Raw genomic sequence first — 16,571 nt, 5'->3', positions numbered from 1 at the left:
ACTAAGCCGCGCGCAGCCTCGACAGCGCGGCGCTCGCCAGCTCGGCGATGCGCTCCAGGAAATCGGTTCCCATGCCGCTCTGGAAGCGCTGGTGGTCCGGCGAGGCCAGCACCAGCATGCCGAAAGCCGGCCCCGTGCTGTTGGCGGCGCCATCGCGCAAGGGGATCAGCGCCAGCGACATGGCCATGGCCGTGTCATCCACCCAGTTGACGGCTTCGAAGCCGGAATTCACGCCGCAGTACGGCTGGGTGAGGGACGAGGCGAAGCTCTTGGCGTCCTCGCTCACGCCCTGCGCGAAAGCTTCCTCGGCGTAGCGGCTGGCCACGTCCCAGACCTTGATGGCGACCTGGGGCACCATGAACTGGCTGCGGATCTCGGTGGCGATGGTGGCCGGCAAGGCGCGCGCCGATTGCACCTGGAACAGGGCGCGCGCCCAGCGGTGCAGGCGGTCCGCGATGATCATGTTCTCGTTGCCGTGGCGCACCATGTCCATCACGCGGTGCTCCAGCGCCTTGATTTTTTCGCGCAGCATCTCCGCCTGGCGCTCCTGCAGGCTGACCGCGCGGTTGCCGTGCGGGCTGGTGAGCTGGACGGATGCCAGCAACTGCGCATGACGCGCGAAGAAATCGGGCGAGTTCGCCAGGTAGTTGGCGATGTCATCTTCGGTGATCGGGTTCATGCCGTCGGCTTTCATAAGGGTCTGTTCACACTGTTTTTGCCAGTGCGAACGTGGTTAAAACCGCGCCAATCTAGGCGCGCGACGACGCCAAGGCTGGCCGCCTTGGCTAGGAGCGTAACAACGAGTGGCGCGGTTTTAACCACGTTCCCTCCGGGTTGCGGCCAAAAAGGCCATGCGCCGCGTTGCGAAACGCGGCCGGGGGCCGACCCCGGCCCGCGTTTCGCGCCTTGCGCATGACCTTTTTGACTCGCAACGCATCTGGCAAAAACAGTGTGAACAGACCCTAATCTGGTACCTCAATCTCGCCTTCGAAAACGGTGACGGCCGGGCCGGTCATCATCACCGGGGAATTGCCGCCGGCCCACTCTATCGTCAGCATCCCGCCGCGCGTTTCCACGTCCACCCGGCCGTCGAGGAGGCCCAGACGGATGCCGGACACCACCGCCGCGCAGGCCCCGGTGCCGCAAGCCAGGGTCTCGCCGGCGCCGCGTTCCCACACCCGCAGGCGGATGCTGGAGCGGCTGGTTATCTGCATGAACCCGGCGTTCACCCGGTTGGGAAAGCGCGGATGGTTTTCGATCAAGGGCCCCCGCGTGCGCACCGGCGCCGCGTCCACATCAGGCACTTCCTGCACCGCATGGGGGTTGCCCATCGACAGGATAGCTACAGAAATGATAGCGGAATCGGCGCTGGTGCCGAGCGCCAGGTGCCACTTTTCCCATTGGCCGTCGGCTTGGGGCGACAGTCCGGCGGTATCGAACGGGATCGCCGCGGGCTCGAACACCGGCGGGCCCATATCCACGGTCACGCGCCCGTCGGGGTTCAGGCGCGGCTCGATCACGCCCGACACGGTGCGCACCTTGACGCTGTCGCGGGAAGTGAGGCCTTTGTCGCGCACATAGCGTACGAAACAGCGGGCGCCGTTGCCGCACTGCTCCACCTCGCCGCCGTCGGCGTTGTGGATCACGTACTCGAAATCGATTCCCTGCGCCGGCGACGGCCGCACCGACAGCACCTGGTCGGCGCCCACGCCGTAGTGCCGGTCCGCCAGGAAGCGGTATTGCCCCGGCGTGAGGTTGAGCGGGCCGCGGGTTTCATCGAGCACGACGAAGTCGTTGCCGGCCCCCTGCATTTTCGTGAAACGGATGCGCATGAACCGGATTATGGCGCCCCCACGCTTGCGGCATGCCGCTGCGCTGCCCCCCGAGGGGGCCCCTCGCGCCTTGGGGCGGCCCGACGGCGCTCGACCGCTGGCCCATTGATAATTGGTTCATGGTCCGCTCCTCCCAATTCCTTCATGCCCAGCGCGAACCCGTGCTACCGCGGCCGGCCGCGACGGTCCTGCTGCTGCGCGACGCCGAGAACGGCGTCGAAGTGCTGATGACGCGCCGTTCGCCCACGGCCAGCTTCGCGCCGGGCGCCTACGTCTTTCCCGGCGGCACGATCGACGCCGCCGACGCACAGGTCCACGACATCGCCGTGCACCGGCCCGGCCAGGAAGGCCAGCGCCTGACGCAGGCCGTGGCCGCCATCCGCGAAAGCTTCGAAGAGCTGGGCGTGCTCTTGGCCCGCCACGCGGACGGCCGGCCCGCCGATCCGCAGGATGTCGCGGCATTGGACCGCGCCCGGCCGCTGATCGAGCAGTGCCGTGAGCGGGGCCTGATGCTGGCCGCCGACCAGGTGTTCGTGCTGGCGCACTGGGTCACCGATCGCGACCTGCCGCGCCGTTTCGACGTGCCGTTCCTGGTGGCGCGCATGCCCGAGGGCCAAAGCCCGGTCGCCGACGAAGCCGAGCAGTTCGAGCCGGTCTGGGTGCGGCCCGCCGACGCGCTGGCACGCCACGCGGCCGGCAGCTTCTTCATGATCTTCCCGACCATCCGCACGCTGGAGCGGCTGGCGAAATTCGATTGGGTGCAAGCGGTGCTCCAGGCCTGCGCCGGCGGCCAGCCGCTGTGGACCAGTTGCCCGCGGGCCGGACTGCTCAAGGGCGCCGACGCGCGCTACATGGAGCATGAGATGGCCTATGGCGAGCTGACCCTCGTCAGCCCCGACGGGCAGATCGTGCATCACCTCGACTGGCAGTGCGAGCAGCCGGTGCCGTTGCTCAAGAACGTGATGCGGCTGACGGCGCCCAACCCCGGCGCAATGACCGGGCCGGGCACCAACAGCTATCTCGTCGGAGACCCGGCCACCGGGTACCTGGCCATCGACCCGGGGCCCAACGAGCCTGAACACCTGGAGCGCCTCTGGCGCGCCGCCGGCGGCAACATCCGCATGATCGTCTGCACGCATTCGCACCCTGACCATTCGCCCGGGGCCCGTCCGCTGCAGGCCCTGTGCACCGGCAAGCCGCCTATCCTGGGCCTGCCCTCGGCGCCTACGGCCCGCACGGCGAGCCAATTCACACCGGACCGCGCGCTGGTCGATGGCGAAGAACTCGTCCTCGACGGCGGCGGGCTGCGCCACACCCTGAAGGTAATCCATACCCCCGGCCACGCCGCGAACCACCTGTGCCTGGTGCTGCTGGAAGATGGCCTGCTGTTCTCCGGCGACCACGTGCTCAACGGCAGCACCACGGTGGTCGATCCGCCGGACGGCGACATGACGGCCTACCTGGACTCGCTCGACAAGCTCTCGGCCGCCTGCGAAACGCACGGCATCGAGTTCATCATGCCGGCGCACGGCTACGTGCTGGGTTTTGCCCCGCAAGCCATCGCCCGCCTGAAGGCGCACCGCCTGCAACGCGAGGCCAAGATCATCGGCGCCATGCAGGCCCGGCCGCAGGGCACGCTGGATGACTGGGTCGAGCTGGCCTATGACGACGTGCCGCAGCGCATGTGGCCGGTGGCCCAGCGCTCGCTGCTGGCCCACGTGCAGCGCATCGAGGCCCTGGGCCTGGCGCAATGACAGAACCTATCCGGCTGGCCAAGCATGTGGCGGCGATGGTGCCGTGCTCGCGCCGCGAGGCCGAGCAATACATAGAGGGCGGCTGGGTCCGGGTCGATGGGGTGGTGGTCGAGGAGCCCCACTTTCGCGTGACCGACCAGAAGGTCGAGTTGGACCCGGGCGCCAACACAGCGGCCCTGGAACCGGTGACCTTGCTTTTGCACAAGCCTGTTGGAATTGCCTACGAAGACCAGCGCCTGCTGGTGCCGGCGAACCGGAGCAAGGACGATGCGTCCGGCATCCGCACCGTGAAGCGCCATTTCGCGCAGCTGGCCAGCCTCGTGCCCTTGCCTTCGCAGGCCAGCGGCCTGGCGGTGTACAGCCAGGATCGGCGCATCGTGCGCAAGCTCACCGAGGACGCGCTGCACATCGAACAGGAATTGGTGGCCGAGGTCTCCGGGCAGATCGCGCCGGACGGACTGGCTTTGCTGTGCCACGGGCTGGCCTTCGAGGGCCGGCCCCTGCCACCGGTGAAGGCGAGCTGGCAAAGCGAGAAGCGCCTGCGCTTCGCCGTGAAGGGCATACCGCCGTACGTGGTTCCCTGGATGTGCGAGCAGGTGGGCCTGCGCCTCACGTCGCTCAAGCGCATCCGGTTGGGGCGGCTGCCGATGGCCGGCCTGGCGCCGGGCCAATGGCGCTACCTGCAGCCTGGCGAGCGGTTCTAACGCGCTGCTACACTGATTTCACACTCGGCAGGAGGAAGTAGAAGATGAACACCGACAGTTCGCCACTCGGCTCCATCACCCGCATCGACACGCGCGGCGGGGGCCCGGACATAGAGGCCTTCCCGCTGGAGTTTTCCGGGTCCGGAGGCGAATTCTTCCGGGTCTGGATCGTCAATCTCCTGCTGACCATCGTCACGCTGGGCTTCTACACCCCGTTTGCACGCCGGCGCACGGCGCAATATTTCTACAGCCACACCCTGGTCGCCAACAGCCCGCTGGAGTTCACGGCGCAGCAGCGCAAGATGGTGTTCGGCTTCCTGCTGCTGGTGGTGATCTACGTGGCATTCAAGCTTGCCGCGGAAACCGGCCAGGACGCCGCCGTTTCGCTGTTCCTGCTGGCCGGCGCCGCGCTGGCGCCCTACTTCTGGGCCAGCGCCATGCGCTTTCGGCTGGGTGCCACGCGCTGGCGCGGTGTGCGGCTGCAGTTCGCCGCCAGCTGGGCCGAGGTGTACAAGGCCAGCTGGCCCGTTTTCGCGCTGGCGCTGGTCTGGATCGCCGTGGTCGCCGCGTTCGCGGTTTTGGCCGACGCCGCACCCGCGAGCGGCACGGCGGTGGTGCGGCTGCTGCCCAAGGTGCCGCCGCTGGCCTGGCTGCTGGTCGTGGGCGCCTTGATCGCCAGTGTGCTGTGCCTCATCCGGCTGGAATTCAACTACAAGAGCCTGCTCGTCACCAAGGCGCATATCGGTGCGCAGGCGGGCCGCTGGAAGCCGGCCTATCGCGATTTCGTGCGCATCTGGGCCGCGGCCCTGGGCATGTTCCTGGGCGGGGCGCTGCTGTTCGCGGTACTCGTCGGGCTCGCCGTGGGGGGCACCTTGGCAAGCATTTCCGGCAAGCCGATGCACGTCAGCACCATCATTGCCTTTGTAGTGGGCGGCATTGCCTTCATCTTCGGCCTGTTCCTGATCTCCGCCCCGGCAAGGGCCTACCGCGAAGCGCGCATGTTCCAGCTGGTGTGGAACAACGTGGGCGTCAGCACCGTGGCTCGGTTCAAGTGCAAGCTGCGCACCAGACGCTTCGTATGGCTGCGCGTGATGAACATGTTCCTCACGCTGCTCACGCTGGGTTTCTACCGCCCGTTTGCCATGGTCAGCGAGTACCGCATGAAGACCGAATCCGTCACCTTGCATGTCAAGGGCGGCCTCGACCAGCTCGTGGGCCAACTGGTGCGGCAACAGGGCGGCCTGGGCGATGCGCTGGCCGATGCGGTGGGGCTGGACCTTGTGGGCTAGCCCGGTAGGCCTTCTGGCATGAGCGAGCCCATCCGCGGCCGCTGGTACGACGGGCACAGCAGCCAGGCCCGCAGCGTGCTGGTCAGCCTGCAAGCCGCCAGTCGAGGGCCCTCCCTGCGCCTGCACGAGGTCGCCCCTCCCGGGCGGACGCTCGAGTTGGGCAGCGCCCAGGTGGGCTGGCCCGAGTCATGGAGTGCCAATCGGGCGCCGCGTACGGTGGCCATCGACCTGCGCGAGCATGGCAGCCTGGAGGTCGATGACGTGGCCGGCTGGCAGGCGGCGCTGGCCGCGGCCGGCGACAGGCCCGCGCTCGCGCAACGCATGCAAACCCGCTGGCCGGTATTCCTGGCGGTGCTGGTCGTCGCCGCCGCCGCGCTGGGGGCGTTCTACCGCTGGGGCACGCCCTGGGCCGCGACCCAGGTCACGCGCCAGGTGCCGCTGGAATGGGAGACCGCCCTGTCCCAGCGCGCTTTGCAGGACCTGGACCAGTCCTGGCTCAAGCCAAGCAAGCTTCCGGCGGCGCGCCAAACCGAGCTGCGCGAGCGCTTCGACGCCCTGGCGCGCCAGCTCGAGCCGCGCCTGCAGCGCTACAGCGGCTACACGCCGCGCCTGTCGCTGTCGTTCCGTGCCGGCCTGGGCGCCAACGCCTTTGCACTGCCCGGCGGAGCCATCGTGATGACCGACGGCCTGGTGGAAGCCGCAGCCGCGCAAGGGCTGGGCGATGACGCCCTGGTGGGCGTCCTGGCCCACGAGATCGGCCATGTGGTGCACCGGCACACCACGCGCATGGTGGTGGAGCAGGCGGTCCTGAACGTGGGGCTGGGCCTGGCTTTGGGCGACGTTTCCAGCCTGGTGTCGATCGGCGGCTCGCTGCTCACCGGACTGGCTTATCGGCGCAGCCACGAAACCGAAGCCGATTGCTTTGCCGTGGCCTTGATGCGCAAAGCCCAACTGCCCACGGACCCCATGGCCGACCTGTTGCTGGCCATGGACAAGCTGCACAAGGCCGCACCGGAAGAAGGCGGTGCGGTGGCCAGCCTGCTCAGCAGCCACCCTGCAACGGCGCTGCGTGCAAGGCAGCTGAAGCAAGGCCGGCTCGAAGGCTGCTGAAAAAAGTGTGAAGTCCGCCGATAAGCCGGATTCTGTGGCGTTGGTCCTTCTTGCGAAGGCCCGACGTGACCGCCATTCATCTGGGCTGCTTGTCGCCAAGCAGCTCGGTGCTACCTACCCGTGAACTCGGCGGGCCGCCTCGACGTTCACCTATTTGGTATTGCTGCGCGTAGAGATTGCCCGTTTCACCCGGACTAAACCGGCTCGTCTCTGTTGCTCTGATCCTCACCTCACGGTGGACAGGTGTTACCTGCTACGCTGCCCTGTGCAGTCCGGACGTTCCTCCAGTGCCTGGTTTCCCAGATTGCACCAGCGGCGGTCTGGCGGGCTTCACAAGGGTATTATCCGCCCTCTCCCATTTGCCTGATGAACACGGGCCATAGGACATGATCAGACTCTCCGAAATCAAGCTCACCCTCCCCGAGGCGGAGCAACCCGAAGCCACGCTGTTCGCGGCGGCCCGGCGGCTGCTGGGCCTGGACGCCGCCGACATCGCCGGGGTCGAAGTCTTCAAGCGCAGCTTCGATGCGCGCAAGCCGATCCTCTCCGCGGTGTACATCGTCGACGTCACGCTCGCCGACCCGGCGCGCGAAGCCGAAATCCTCGCCGGATTGGCCAGCCACCCGCATATAGCGCCCACGCCCGACATGGTGTGGCAACCGCCGGTGCAGCCGCCGCCCACCGTGCCGATGCGGCCGGTGGTGGTGGGTTTCGGGCCCTGCGGCATCTTCGCCGCGCTGGCGCTGGCCCAGATGGGCCTGCGCCCCATCGTGCTGGAGCGCGGCAAGCCGGTGCGCGAGCGCACCAAGGACACCTGGGGACTGTGGCGCAAGAACGTCCTCAATCCCGAAAGCAACGTGCAGTTCGGCGAAGGCGGGGCCGGCACCTTTTCCGACGGCAAGCTCTACAGCCAGATCAAGGATCCGCGGCACCTGGGCCGCAAGGTGATGAGCGAATTCGTCAAGGCCGGCGCGCCCGCCGAAATCCTCTACGTCGCCCACCCCCACATCGGCACCTTCAAGCTGGTGAAGGTGGTGGAGAACATGCGCGAGCAGATCATCGCCATGGGCGGCGAGATCCGTTTCCAGCAGCGCGTCACGGACCTTTTGATCGAGGACGGCCAGCTGCGCGGCCTCACGGTGCTGAACCAGGCCAACGGCCAGAGCAGCGAGATGCGCGCCGACCACCTGGTGCTGGCACTGGGCCACAGCTCGCGCGATACCTTCGAGATGCTGCACGAGCGCGGCGTGTTCCTGGAGGCCAAGCCCTTCTCCATCGGCTTTCGCATCGAGCACCCGCAGGGCGTGATCGACCGCGCGCGCTGGGGCCGCCATGCCGGCCATCCGCTGCTGGGCGCCGCCGACTACCGGCTGGTGCACCACGCCGGCAACGGCCGCTCGGTGTACAGCTTCTGCATGTGCCCCGGCGGCACCGTGGTGGCCGCCACGTCCGAGCCGCAACGCGTGGTCACCAACGGCATGAGCCAGTACTCGCGCAACGAGCGCAACGCCAACGCCGGCATGGTGGTGGGGATCGACCCGCGCGACTACCCGGGCGGGCCGCTGGCGGGCGTCGCCCTGCAGCGGCAGCTGGAATCGAACGCCTTCGTCCTGGGCGGCGGCACCTATGAGGCGCCGGGCCAGCTGGTGGGCGATTTCCTGGCCGGGCGGCCGTCCACGCAGCTAGGGAGCGTCGAACCCTCGTACAAGCCGGGCGTGAAGCTGGGCGACCTGCATGGCGCCCTGCCCGGCTATGCCATCGAGGCACTGCGCGAAGCCCTGCCCGCGTTCGGGCGCAAGATCAAGGGCTTCGACATGCCCGACGCCGTGCTGACGGGCGTGGAGACGCGCACCTCCTCGCCGCTGAAGATCACCCGCGGCGACGACTACCAGAGCCTGAATGTGCGCGGCCTCTACCCGGCCGGTGAAGGCGCCAGCTATGCGGGCGGAATCCTGTCGGCGGGGGTGGATGGCATCCGAGTGGCGGAGGCCGTGGCCATCGACATCGAACGCCTGCGGGTCCATCCGGGGAAACACGGGCGGGCCCCGGCGTGATGCCCTCTTATGCTTGACGCGCGCGGCAACCGCGCGAATCAAACAAAGAGGGGTCCATGAAGTCTTTTCGCAGCAAAGTCGTTTGCATCGGCGCCTTGGTTGGCTTGCTCCAACTGGCCGGATGCGCAAGTTTCGAATTCGCCAAGCCTGCGCCTGCGCAGCAGCAGCCCCTCACGCTGAAGGTGTCGGGGGAAGAACTCTCCGGCTGGACCGATCTCCCGATCGGGGTGTATCGGATCCCGCAAAGCCACGTGATCATCTCGGGGCATCAGAAAGGCCAGGGCGCAGGTCTGCTGTTCGGGCTGATCGGGGTCGCCGTTGCCCATGCCGCGAACGCGAGTTCCGGCGCAGACGCCGTAAAGTCGGCCGAGGAGCAGCTTCGGATCAAGCTCACCGGTCAGATCGAAACCTCCATCCAGCGCATTGTGTCATCGGAGCCGTTTTTTTCGCTCGCATTTCACGGGTAGCGACCGCGTAGGCGGTTCCAAGCTGTTGCTCACCCCAGCGCTTGTTCTATCCTTCGTCAACGATTCGTCGGTACGCCCATTCGTCGTGATCAAAGCCAGCATGGTGGCGTCGGATGGCAAGCCGCAATGGAACACAAGGTACATCGCTTCGAGTGGCGAGGCCCGTCCGTTGCTGGGGAAAGACAGCTGGCTGGAGAACGACGGCGGCGCGCTGAAGCGCTCGGTCCAGGCGAACCTGGACACAGCCATGCAGACCTTGGCGACGGACGTGAGTCGGCCCTTTCCCCGCGACGAAACCAGGATGACCCTGGTCCAGGGCAATTTTCCTTATGTGAAGCAACGGCTCCAGGCGGTCGGATTCAGGCTCAACGAAGACGATCGGTACCTCACCTTCGTCCCCAAGCTGGGCGATGTGCTGGTATTTAGCGGCGTGAATATCTTCGACAAGAACTTCATCACGCACCGCCCCGCCACCAAGGACGACATGCCCTTCAAGGTCGTGGATGAGGCGCCGGTGAAGCAATAGCGGCCGGCGCCCCAAAAAAAAGCCGCCCTGGGGCGGCTTTTTCGTTTCAGGGCTGCCTCAGGCGGCAGCCGCCTGCAACCGCGCAATCCGCTCTTCGATCGGCGGGTGCGTGGAGAACAGCTTGCCCACGCCCGAGGTGATGCCGAAGGCCTGGATGCTCTTGGGCAGCTCACCGGGGACCATGCCGCCCAGGCGCGCCAGCGCATTGATCATGGGCTGCTTGCGGCCCAGCAGGCCGGCCGATCCGGCATCGGCGCGAAATTCGCGTTGACGGCTGAACCAGGCAACGATGATGGCGGCCAGGAAGCCCAGCAGGATGTCGAGCACGATGGTGGTGACGTAGTAGCCGATGCCCGGGCCCGACCGGTCGCTGCCGCGGCTGAGGAAGCTGTCCACCGCGTAACCCACCACTCGCGACAGGAACACCACGAAGGTGTTCATCACACCCTGGATCAGCGTCATGGTCACCATGTCGCCATTGGCGATGTGCGCCACCTCGTGGCCAATCACCGCCTCGACTTCTTCCCGGGTCATGCCCTGCAGCAGGCCGGTGGACACGGCCACCAGGGCATTGTTCTTGAAGGCGCCGGTGGCAAAGGCGTTCGGCTCGCCTTCGAAAATCCCGACCTCGGGCATGCCGATGCCGGCCTTGTCGGCGAATTTGCGTACGGTCTCCACGATCCAGGCCTCGTCGGCGTTGCGCGGCTGCTCGATCACCTGGACCCCGGCGCTCCACTTGGCGACCGGCTTGGAAATCAGCAGCGAGATGATGGCGCCGCCAAAACCCATGATGAACGCGAAGCCGAGCAAGGCCCCCAGGTTCAGGCCATTGGCCGTGAGAAAGCGGTTGACCCCCAGCAGGCTGGCGACGATGCCCAGCACCACCACGACGGCGAGGTTGGTCAGGACGAACAGGACGATGCGTTTCATGAATTCAGTTCTCCGGAGGTGGGACAAAGGTCACCTCGCGCCTCAGATGAGGCTGGCTGGCCCCAAATCAAGTGCGTGAGGTTTCGCGCCCGGCTGGACGAAATACCAGTGCGTCATCATAGAAGGAAAGGTCCTCGTTTTCCGCGTTCCAGCCCGGGACGCCCATCACGGGCAGCGGCGCGAACGGCTTGGCGGCCAGGCTGCCGGCGGTAAGTTGCCCGGCCAGCCAGCGATCCACCTCGGCCATGGAGCCCGACGGGCAGGCAAAGCGCCACACATGGGCAGTGATGTCCTTGCGCGGCCGCACCAGCTTTTCCAGCAGCGCATGGCCGAAGACGATGACCCGGGCTTGCGCCCACAAGGGCCGCAAGTCGATGAAGATCCGCGGCCAGTCGCGCGCTAACAAGGCCTGCCATAGCGCGGACGGCGCGTCCAGCAAGGCGCCGTTCTCGTCGAATACCGTGATCGCATCGCGCACCGGGCCGCGCACGCCGCCCACGCCCGCCCGCGCGATCTCGTCGGCCTGCAGCTCGTTGAGCCTTTTCTTGGCCAGCGGAAACTGCAGCCAGCACAGGCCGTTGAAGAAGTCGTGCAGGTTCTCCCGAGTGGGGCAGCGGGCGGTCTCGAAGATGTACTGCTCGTAGGCCATTCCCTGCGGCAGCTCCTGCGCCGCGACGAACTGCAGGTTGGTGGCGGCATGGGCATTCAGTGCTTCATGCAGCGGTGCACCTGCGGCCAGCGAAGCGGCTACCTGGTTGCCCACAAGGCGCCAAGGCGCGAACCAGGGCCCGCCCGAGTCCAGCTCGCGAAGCTGTTCCCGCCAGCCGCCCACGCTCACCTCCCCCGTGGGGCCAGGTATTGCACTTTGCTGGGCCGCGACTCGGGGGTGAGCGCAAACAGTTCGGGGTGCTTCTTGAACAGCTTGAGCGAACTTCCGCCGCGACCGAGTAGCCTGGCCGCGCGCAATGCCTCAGCGGCCTGGTTCAGTTCCATCCTCTCACCGCTGCGCATTTCGGGCACGGCATCCAGGATGCGCAGCACGTCCTCGGGCAGCACCGGCGCGATCGGCGTGGGCTCGGCCGCCTTGGCCCGGCGTGGCGCCCGCACGGGCCGCTTCGCTGCCGGAGCCCGCGCTGCCTGGTGCTGCAGATCGGTGAACTCGTCGTATACCGTCGTGGTCTCTTCGCCGGTCTTGCCCTGCTGGCCGATGCCGCACACGCGGCAGCCCTTCTCGCGTAGCCGGATCACCAGCGGGGCGAAGTCCGAATCGGACGACACCAGCACGACCACCTCGGGCCGCTCGGCAATCACCAGATCGAGCGCATCGACGGCCAGCGCGATGTCGGTGCTGTTCTTGCCTGCCGACAGATTGACCATGGGGCGCACCGAAAGCCGCTTGAACAGGGCTTGGTGCTTCACCGCCGCCTCGGCGTTGCAATAGGCGCGGCGCACATGGATGGCGCCGTACTCGACCATGGTGCGCTGCACCGCCTGCTCGATCACATCGGCCGAAACGTTGTCGGCGTCGATGAGCAGCATCACCCGGCGGGAGTTGTTCATGCCAGCTTCCAGGCCAGCGTTTCGCCCCCGCGCAAGGGCTTCAGCTGGGCCTCACCGAACGCGAAGTTCTCGGGCACGGTCCAGCTCTCGCGTCGCAGGGTGATGGTGCCCGTGTTGCGGGGCAAACCATAGAAGTCGGCGCCGTGGAAGCTGGCAAAGCCTTCCAGCTTGTCCAGCGCCTTGGCGTTGTCGAAGGCCTCGGCATAGAGTTCGATCGCCGCATGCGCCGTGTAGCAGCCGGCGCAGCCGCTGGCGTGCTCCTTCAGGTGGGCCGGGTGCGGCGCGCTGTCGGTGCCCAGGAAGAACTTGGTGCTGCCGCAGGTCGCCGCCTCGACCAGCGCCACGCGATGCACTTCGCGCTTGAGCACCGGCAGGCAGTAGTAATGCGGGCGGATGCCGCCGGTGAAGATGGCGTTGCGGTTGTAGAGCAGGTGATGCGCGGTGACGGTGGCCGCGGTGAAGCGGTCCGCCGCATGCACATACTGCGCCGCCTCGCGCGTGGTGATGTGCTCGAACACTATCTTCAGCTCGGGGAAATCGCGCCGCAGCGGAATCAGCTGGGTGTCGATGAAGGCGGCTTCGCGGTCGAACAGGTCGATCTCGGGCGACGTCACTTCGCCGTGGACCAGCAGCACCAGGCCCTCGCGCTGCATGGCTTCCAGCGTCTTGTAGGTCTTGCGCATGTCGGTCACGCCGGCGTCGCTGTTGGTGGTGGCGCCGGCCGGATAGAGCTTGACGGCGACAACCCCGGCCTCCTTGGCCCGCTTGATTTCATCGGGCGGCAGGTTGTCGGTGAGGTACAGCGTCATCAGCGGCTGGAAGCTCGAGCCCTTCGGCACCGCCGCCTGGATGCGCTCCCGGTAAGCCGTGGCCTGCGCCGCCGTCGTGATTGGCGGCCTGAGGTTGGGCATGATGATGGCGCGGCCGAACTGCGCGGCCGTGTGCGGCACTACCGCCATCAGGGCCTCGCCGTCTCGCACGTGCAGGTGCCAGTCGTCGGGACGGGTGATCGTGATTTGCTGGGTCATGGGACGTATTGTCCCAAACTGGCCGGCACGTCGAGATGGATGCCGGATCAGGTCCGGCATGACAGCAGGCTTAATGCGCCAGGATCTTGTTGAGGAAATCCTTGGTGCGCGGCTGGCGCGCCTCGGGATGCCCGAAGAAATCGTCCTTGGAGCAATCCTCCAGGATCTTGCCGCCCACGTCGATGAAGATCACGCGGCTGGCCACCTTGCGCGCGAAGCCCATCTCGTGCGTGACCACCATCATGGTCATGCCTTCCTTGGCCAGCGTCACCATCACGTCCAGCACCTCGCCCACCATTTCGGGGTCGAGCGCCGAGGTGGGCTCGTCGAACAGCATCACGATCGGGTCCATCGACAGCGCGCGGGCAATCGCCACGCGCTGCTGCTGGCCGCCCGACAGCTGGCCGGGAAACTTGTCCTTGTGCGCCATCAGGCCCACGCGGTCGAGCATCTTCAGCCCGCGCGCCATGGCCTCGTCCTTGCTGCGGTTGAGCACCTTGATCTGGGCGATGGTGAGGTTCTCGGTGACCGACAGGTGCGGGAACAGCTCGAAGTGCTGGAACACCATGCCGACCCGGCTGCGCAGCTTGGGCAGGTCGGTCTTGGGGTCGTGCACCGGGATGCCGTCCACCGTGATCTCGCCCTTCTGGAAGGGCTCCAGCGCGTTGACGGTCTTGATCAGGGTGGACTTGCCCGAGCCCGAGGGGCCGCAGACCACCACCACATCGCCCTTGTTGATCTTGACTGAGCAGTCGGTAAGGACCTGCACCGGCCCATACCACTTCGATACGTTCTTCATTTCGATCATGGCAGCTTCTCTTTGACTCTTTAACGAATGATGGCGATCTTGGCCTGCAGGCGCTTGACCAGGTAGGACAGGCTGTAGCAGACGGCGAAATAGACGATGGCGGCGAGCAGGTAAGCCTCTTCGGGGCGGCCGTAGATCTTGCCCGCCGTGACGAAGCCCTTGAGCAGGTCGTAGGCGCCGATGGCGTAAACCAGCGAGGTGTCCTGGAACAGGATGATGGTCTGCGTCAGCAGCACCGGCAGCATGTTGCGGAAGGCCTGCGGCAGGATCACCAGCCGCATGTTCTGGGCGTAGGTCATGCCCAGCGCCTGGCCTGCATAGACCTGTCCGCGGGCGATCGACTGGATGCCGGCACGCATGATCTCGCTGAAGTACGCCGCCTCGAAAGCAACGAAGGTGATGATGGCCGAATACTCGGCCCGATTATTGGCGCCGTTCGGCAGGTAGCTGTAGACCACCGCGGGCACCAGCAGGAAGAACCACAGGATCACCATCACCAGCGGAATCGATCGCATTCCGTTGACGTAGAAGGTGGCGGGATACGCCAGGATGGCCTTGCCCGACAGCCGCATCAGCGCCAGGATGGTGCCGAAGATGATGCCGCCGATGGTGGCGATGAAGGTGAGCTGCACGCTGAACCAGAAGCCGTTGACGACGAACTTGCTGATCAGGTCCCAGTTGAGGAAGGTGAGGTCGAGGTTTCCCATGTCAGTGGCCTCCCGTTCCGCCGGCCACGATGAAGCCCGGTATCCGCACTTTCTTCTCGATGAAAGCAAAGATGCGGTTCACGGCGAAGGCCGACAGCGCGTACATGATCGTCACGCCCATATAGATCTCGATGCCGCGCGAGGTTTCCTCCTGCGCCTGCATGGCGAACATGGTGAGTTCGGCGATGGACACGGCAAAGGCCACCGACGAATTCTTCAGCAGGTTCATCGACTCGCTGGTCAGCGGCGGCAGGATGATGCGGAAGGCCATCGGCAGGATGACGTAACGGTAGGTCTGCGCGGTGCTGAACCCTACGGCCATGCCGGCATAGCGCTGGCCGCGCGGCAGGGCCTGTATGCCCGCCCGGACCTGTTCGGCAATGCGGGCCGAAGTGAAAAACCCGAGCGCGAAGATCACCAGCAGGAACCCGGGCACCTGCTGAAAAGCGGGGAACAACTTCGGGATCACGAAATACCAGATGAACAACTGCACCAGGATGGGCACGTTGCGAAACACCTCGACCCATACATTGGCCACCCGCACGATCCAGGGGCTATTGGGGAGTGTGCGCAATGTTCCGATCAGCACACCCGTGATGACCGCGATCACCCACGCGCTCCCGGCGACCGAAAGCGTCCAGCCCCAGGCGCTGAGCATCCAGTCCAGGTAGGTGATGTCGCCGCCCTTGCCAAAGCAAGAGGGCATCACGGTGCCGTCGTCAGTCGTCTTGCAGAATACCTGCCAATCCCAAGCCATACAAAGTCTCTCTCCGGGGTATCGTTTGAAATTCTTGTGGAAAGGCACGCCCGACGCGTGCCTCTCCTACCTTAAAGCAGAAACCCCGCCTGGGCAATAGCCGGCGGGGTTTCGCTTGCCTGCCCGGCTGATTACTTCTTCAAGTACTCTTCCAGCGGCTTGTCATTGGGGCTGGCCCAGGCCGACTTGGTCGCGTCGCTGGCCGGCAGGCCCACGCGGGTGTTCTTCGGCGGGATCGGCTGCACGAACCACTTGTCGTACATCTTGGCGAGCTCGCCCGTGCGGATCAGCTCACGGATGGTGTCGTCGGCCAGCTTCTTGAAGGCCGGGTCGTCCTTGCGCAGCATGATGGCGATCGGCTCGACGCTGATCACCTCGCCCACGATCTTGTAGTCGGCCGGGTTCTTGGAAGTGGCGATGTTGCCGGCCAGGATCTGGCCATCCATCACGAAGGCATCGGCGCGGCCCGATTCGAGCAGCAGGAAGCTCTCGGAATGGTCCTTGCCGAACACTTCCTTGAAGTCCACGCCGTTGGCGCGCTCGTGCTTGCGCAGCAGCTGCACGGAAGTCGTGCCGGTGGTGGTGGCGACGTTCTTGCCGTTCAGGTTGGCCAGGGAAGTGATGCCCGAGTTGGCCTTGGTCGCGATGCGCACTTCTTCCACGTAGGTGGTCAGGGCGAAGGAAACGTCCTTCTGGCGGGTCGCGTTGTTGGTGGTCGAGCCGCACTCGATGTCCACCGTGCCGTTTTGCACCAGGGGAATGCGGTTCTGCGAGGTCACCGGCTGGTACTTGACTTCCAGCTTGCGGCCGGCGGCCTTTTCCAGGTTGGCGATGATGCGCTGGCAGACCTCGACGTGGTAGCCGGCGTACTTGCCGTCACCCAGGGTGTACGACAGGGCGCCCGACGAATCGCGCACGCCCATGGTGACGACGCCGGAGGCCTTGGCCTTGGCAATGGTGTCGTTCGCCTGGGCGAACGCGCCGCCGACGGCCAGGGCCGCGACTGCAAAAGCCAACAAATGCTTCTTCATACATATCTCCTGTG

At 66.1% G+C, this 16,571-nt stretch carries 17 protein-coding genes and 1 other RNA gene; 7 read left to right on the top strand and 11 right to left on the bottom strand.

Going from position 1 to position 16,571, the window contains the following annotated elements:
- Window position 1: 1 nt before the first annotated feature.
- Window positions 2-679 (bottom strand): DUF484 family protein, encoded by a 678-nt coding sequence (locus tag HNE04_RS10515; RefSeq protein WP_172219107.1) that lies wholly within the window; start codon window positions 677-679, stop codon window positions 2-4.
- 283 nt (window positions 680-962) lie between these two features.
- Window positions 963-1,832, bottom strand: a complete 870-nt coding sequence (gene dapF / locus HNE04_RS10510; RefSeq protein WP_172218570.1) for a diaminopimelate epimerase — start codon at window positions 1,830-1,832, stop codon at window positions 963-965.
- A gap of 119 nt (window positions 1,833-1,951) precedes the next feature.
- On the opposite strand from dapF, the gene HNE04_RS10505 reads away from it, so the two are divergent.
- Genes HNE04_RS10505 through HNE04_RS10490 form a run of 4 tightly spaced genes read left to right on the top strand, consistent with a single transcriptional unit; the run spans window position 1,952 to window position 6,689 of the window.
- Window positions 1,952-3,586, top strand: coding sequence for an MBL fold metallo-hydrolase (locus HNE04_RS10505; RefSeq protein WP_172218568.1), 1,635 nt, complete (start codon window positions 1,952-1,954; stop codon window positions 3,584-3,586).
- Window positions 3,583-4,290, top strand: a complete 708-nt coding sequence (locus HNE04_RS10500) for an RNA pseudouridine synthase (RefSeq protein WP_172218566.1) — start codon at window positions 3,583-3,585, stop codon at window positions 4,288-4,290. The genes HNE04_RS10505 and HNE04_RS10500 overlap by 4 nt, the downstream gene beginning before the upstream one ends.
- 44 nt (window positions 4,291-4,334) lie before the next feature.
- Entirely contained in the window at window positions 4,335-5,579 is a 1,245-nt protein-coding gene (locus HNE04_RS10495; RefSeq protein ID WP_172218564.1) for a YjgN family protein, read from the top strand.
- An 18-nt stretch (window positions 5,580-5,597) separates the two neighbouring features.
- Window positions 5,598-6,689: a M48 family metallopeptidase gene (locus HNE04_RS10490; RefSeq protein WP_172218562.1), complete on the top strand. Its 1,092-nt coding sequence runs from the start codon at window positions 5,598-5,600 to the stop codon at window positions 6,687-6,689.
- Between the two features lie 5 nt (window positions 6,690-6,694).
- Here the strand turns inward: HNE04_RS10490 and rnpB are convergent.
- Window positions 6,695-7,021: RNase P RNA component class A (gene rnpB, locus HNE04_RS10485), an RNA gene on the bottom strand.
- 54 nt (window positions 7,022-7,075) lie between these two features.
- On the opposite strand from rnpB, the gene HNE04_RS10480 reads away from it, so the two are divergent.
- The 3 genes from HNE04_RS10480 to HNE04_RS10470 all read left to right on the top strand — a co-directional run bounded on the left by HNE04_RS10480 (window position 7,076) and on the right by HNE04_RS10470 (window position 9,736).
- Window positions 7,076-8,743, top strand: a complete 1,668-nt coding sequence (locus HNE04_RS10480) for an NAD(P)/FAD-dependent oxidoreductase (protein ID WP_172218560.1) — start codon at window positions 7,076-7,078, stop codon at window positions 8,741-8,743.
- A gap of 104 nt (window positions 8,744-8,847) precedes the next feature.
- Window positions 8,848-9,210, top strand: a complete 363-nt coding sequence (locus HNE04_RS10475; RefSeq protein WP_172218558.1) for a hypothetical protein — start codon at window positions 8,848-8,850, stop codon at window positions 9,208-9,210.
- Window positions 9,211-9,295: 85 nt separating this feature from the next.
- Complete coding sequence (locus HNE04_RS10470) at window positions 9,296-9,736, top strand: hypothetical protein (protein WP_172218556.1); 441 nt, start codon at window positions 9,296-9,298, stop codon at window positions 9,734-9,736.
- 57 nt (window positions 9,737-9,793) lie between these two features.
- On the opposite strand, the gene htpX is transcribed toward HNE04_RS10470, so the two are convergent.
- The 8 genes from htpX to HNE04_RS10430 all read right to left on the bottom strand — a co-directional run bounded on the left by htpX (window position 9,794) and on the right by HNE04_RS10430 (window position 16,557).
- Window positions 9,794-10,666, bottom strand: a complete 873-nt coding sequence (htpX, locus tag HNE04_RS10465; RefSeq protein ID WP_172218554.1) for a protease HtpX — start codon at window positions 10,664-10,666, stop codon at window positions 9,794-9,796.
- 67 nt (window positions 10,667-10,733) lie between these two features.
- Complete coding sequence (locus HNE04_RS10460) at window positions 10,734-11,498, bottom strand: DUF3025 domain-containing protein (protein WP_328700307.1); 765 nt, start codon at window positions 11,496-11,498, stop codon at window positions 10,734-10,736.
- 2 nt (window positions 11,499-11,500) lie between these two features.
- Window positions 11,501-12,226, bottom strand: coding sequence for an NYN domain-containing protein (locus HNE04_RS10455; RefSeq protein WP_172218552.1), 726 nt, complete (start codon window positions 12,224-12,226; stop codon window positions 11,501-11,503).
- A complete protein-coding gene (gene pyrC / locus HNE04_RS10450) occupies window positions 12,223-13,254 on the bottom strand; it encodes a dihydroorotase (protein ID WP_172218550.1) in 1,032 nt (343 codons plus the stop codon). The genes HNE04_RS10455 and pyrC overlap by 4 nt, the downstream gene beginning before the upstream one ends.
- 70 nt (window positions 13,255-13,324) lie before the next feature.
- A complete protein-coding gene (locus tag HNE04_RS10445; protein WP_172218548.1) occupies window positions 13,325-14,062 on the bottom strand; it encodes an amino acid ABC transporter ATP-binding protein in 738 nt (245 codons plus the stop codon).
- A 20-nt stretch (window positions 14,063-14,082) separates the two neighbouring features.
- A complete protein-coding gene (locus HNE04_RS10440) occupies window positions 14,083-14,769 on the bottom strand; it encodes an amino acid ABC transporter permease (protein ID WP_172218546.1) in 687 nt (228 codons plus the stop codon).
- Between the two features lies 1 nt (window position 14,770).
- Entirely contained in the window at window positions 14,771-15,526 is a 756-nt protein-coding gene (locus tag HNE04_RS10435) for an amino acid ABC transporter permease (protein WP_172218543.1), read from the bottom strand.
- Window positions 15,527-15,657: 131 nt separating this feature from the next.
- Entirely contained in the window at window positions 15,658-16,557 is a 900-nt protein-coding gene (locus HNE04_RS10430; RefSeq protein WP_172218541.1) for an amino acid ABC transporter substrate-binding protein, read from the bottom strand.
- Between the last annotated feature and the right edge of the window lie 14 nt (window positions 16,558-16,571).

This window comes from Caenimonas soli (assembly GCF_013155545.1).
GTDB classification, from domain to species: domain Bacteria; phylum Pseudomonadota; class Gammaproteobacteria; order Burkholderiales; family Burkholderiaceae_C; genus Ramlibacter; species Ramlibacter soli.
This window is presented reverse-complemented; position numbering and strand designations above follow the sequence as displayed.

Excerpts from the sequence above, each read along its gene's own strand:
- HNE04_RS10515 (WP_172219107.1), bottom strand. The coding sequence starts at position 679 with ATGAACCCGATCACCGAAGATGACATCGCCAACTACCTGGCGAACTCG.
- dapF (WP_172218570.1), bottom strand. The coding sequence starts at position 1,832 with ATGCGCATCCGTTTCACGAAAATGCAGGGGGCCGGCAACGACTTCGTC.
- HNE04_RS10505 (WP_172218568.1), top strand. The coding sequence starts at position 1,952 with ATGGTCCGCTCCTCCCAATTCCTTCATGCCCAGCGCGAACCCGTGCTA.
- HNE04_RS10500 (WP_172218566.1), top strand. The coding sequence starts at position 3,583 with ATGACAGAACCTATCCGGCTGGCCAAGCATGTGGCGGCGATGGTGCCG.
- HNE04_RS10495 (WP_172218564.1), top strand. The coding sequence starts at position 4,335 with ATGAACACCGACAGTTCGCCACTCGGCTCCATCACCCGCATCGACACG.
- HNE04_RS10490 (WP_172218562.1), top strand. The coding sequence starts at position 5,598 with ATGAGCGAGCCCATCCGCGGCCGCTGGTACGACGGGCACAGCAGCCAG.
- HNE04_RS10480 (WP_172218560.1), top strand. The coding sequence starts at position 7,076 with ATGATCAGACTCTCCGAAATCAAGCTCACCCTCCCCGAGGCGGAGCAA.
- htpX (WP_172218554.1), bottom strand. The coding sequence starts at position 10,666 with ATGAAACGCATCGTCCTGTTCGTCCTGACCAACCTCGCCGTCGTGGTG.
- HNE04_RS10455 (WP_172218552.1), bottom strand. The coding sequence starts at position 12,226 with ATGAACAACTCCCGCCGGGTGATGCTGCTCATCGACGCCGACAACGTT.
- pyrC (WP_172218550.1), bottom strand. The coding sequence starts at position 13,254 with ATGACCCAGCAAATCACGATCACCCGTCCCGACGACTGGCACCTGCAC.
- HNE04_RS10445 (WP_172218548.1), bottom strand. The coding sequence starts at position 14,062 with ATGATCGAAATGAAGAACGTATCGAAGTGGTATGGGCCGGTGCAGGTC.
- HNE04_RS10440 (WP_172218546.1), bottom strand. The coding sequence starts at position 14,769 with ATGGGAAACCTCGACCTCACCTTCCTCAACTGGGACCTGATCAGCAAG.
- HNE04_RS10435 (WP_172218543.1), bottom strand. The coding sequence starts at position 15,526 with ATGGCTTGGGATTGGCAGGTATTCTGCAAGACGACTGACGACGGCACC.
- HNE04_RS10430 (WP_172218541.1), bottom strand. The coding sequence starts at position 16,557 with ATGAAGAAGCATTTGTTGGCTTTTGCAGTCGCGGCCCTGGCCGTCGGC.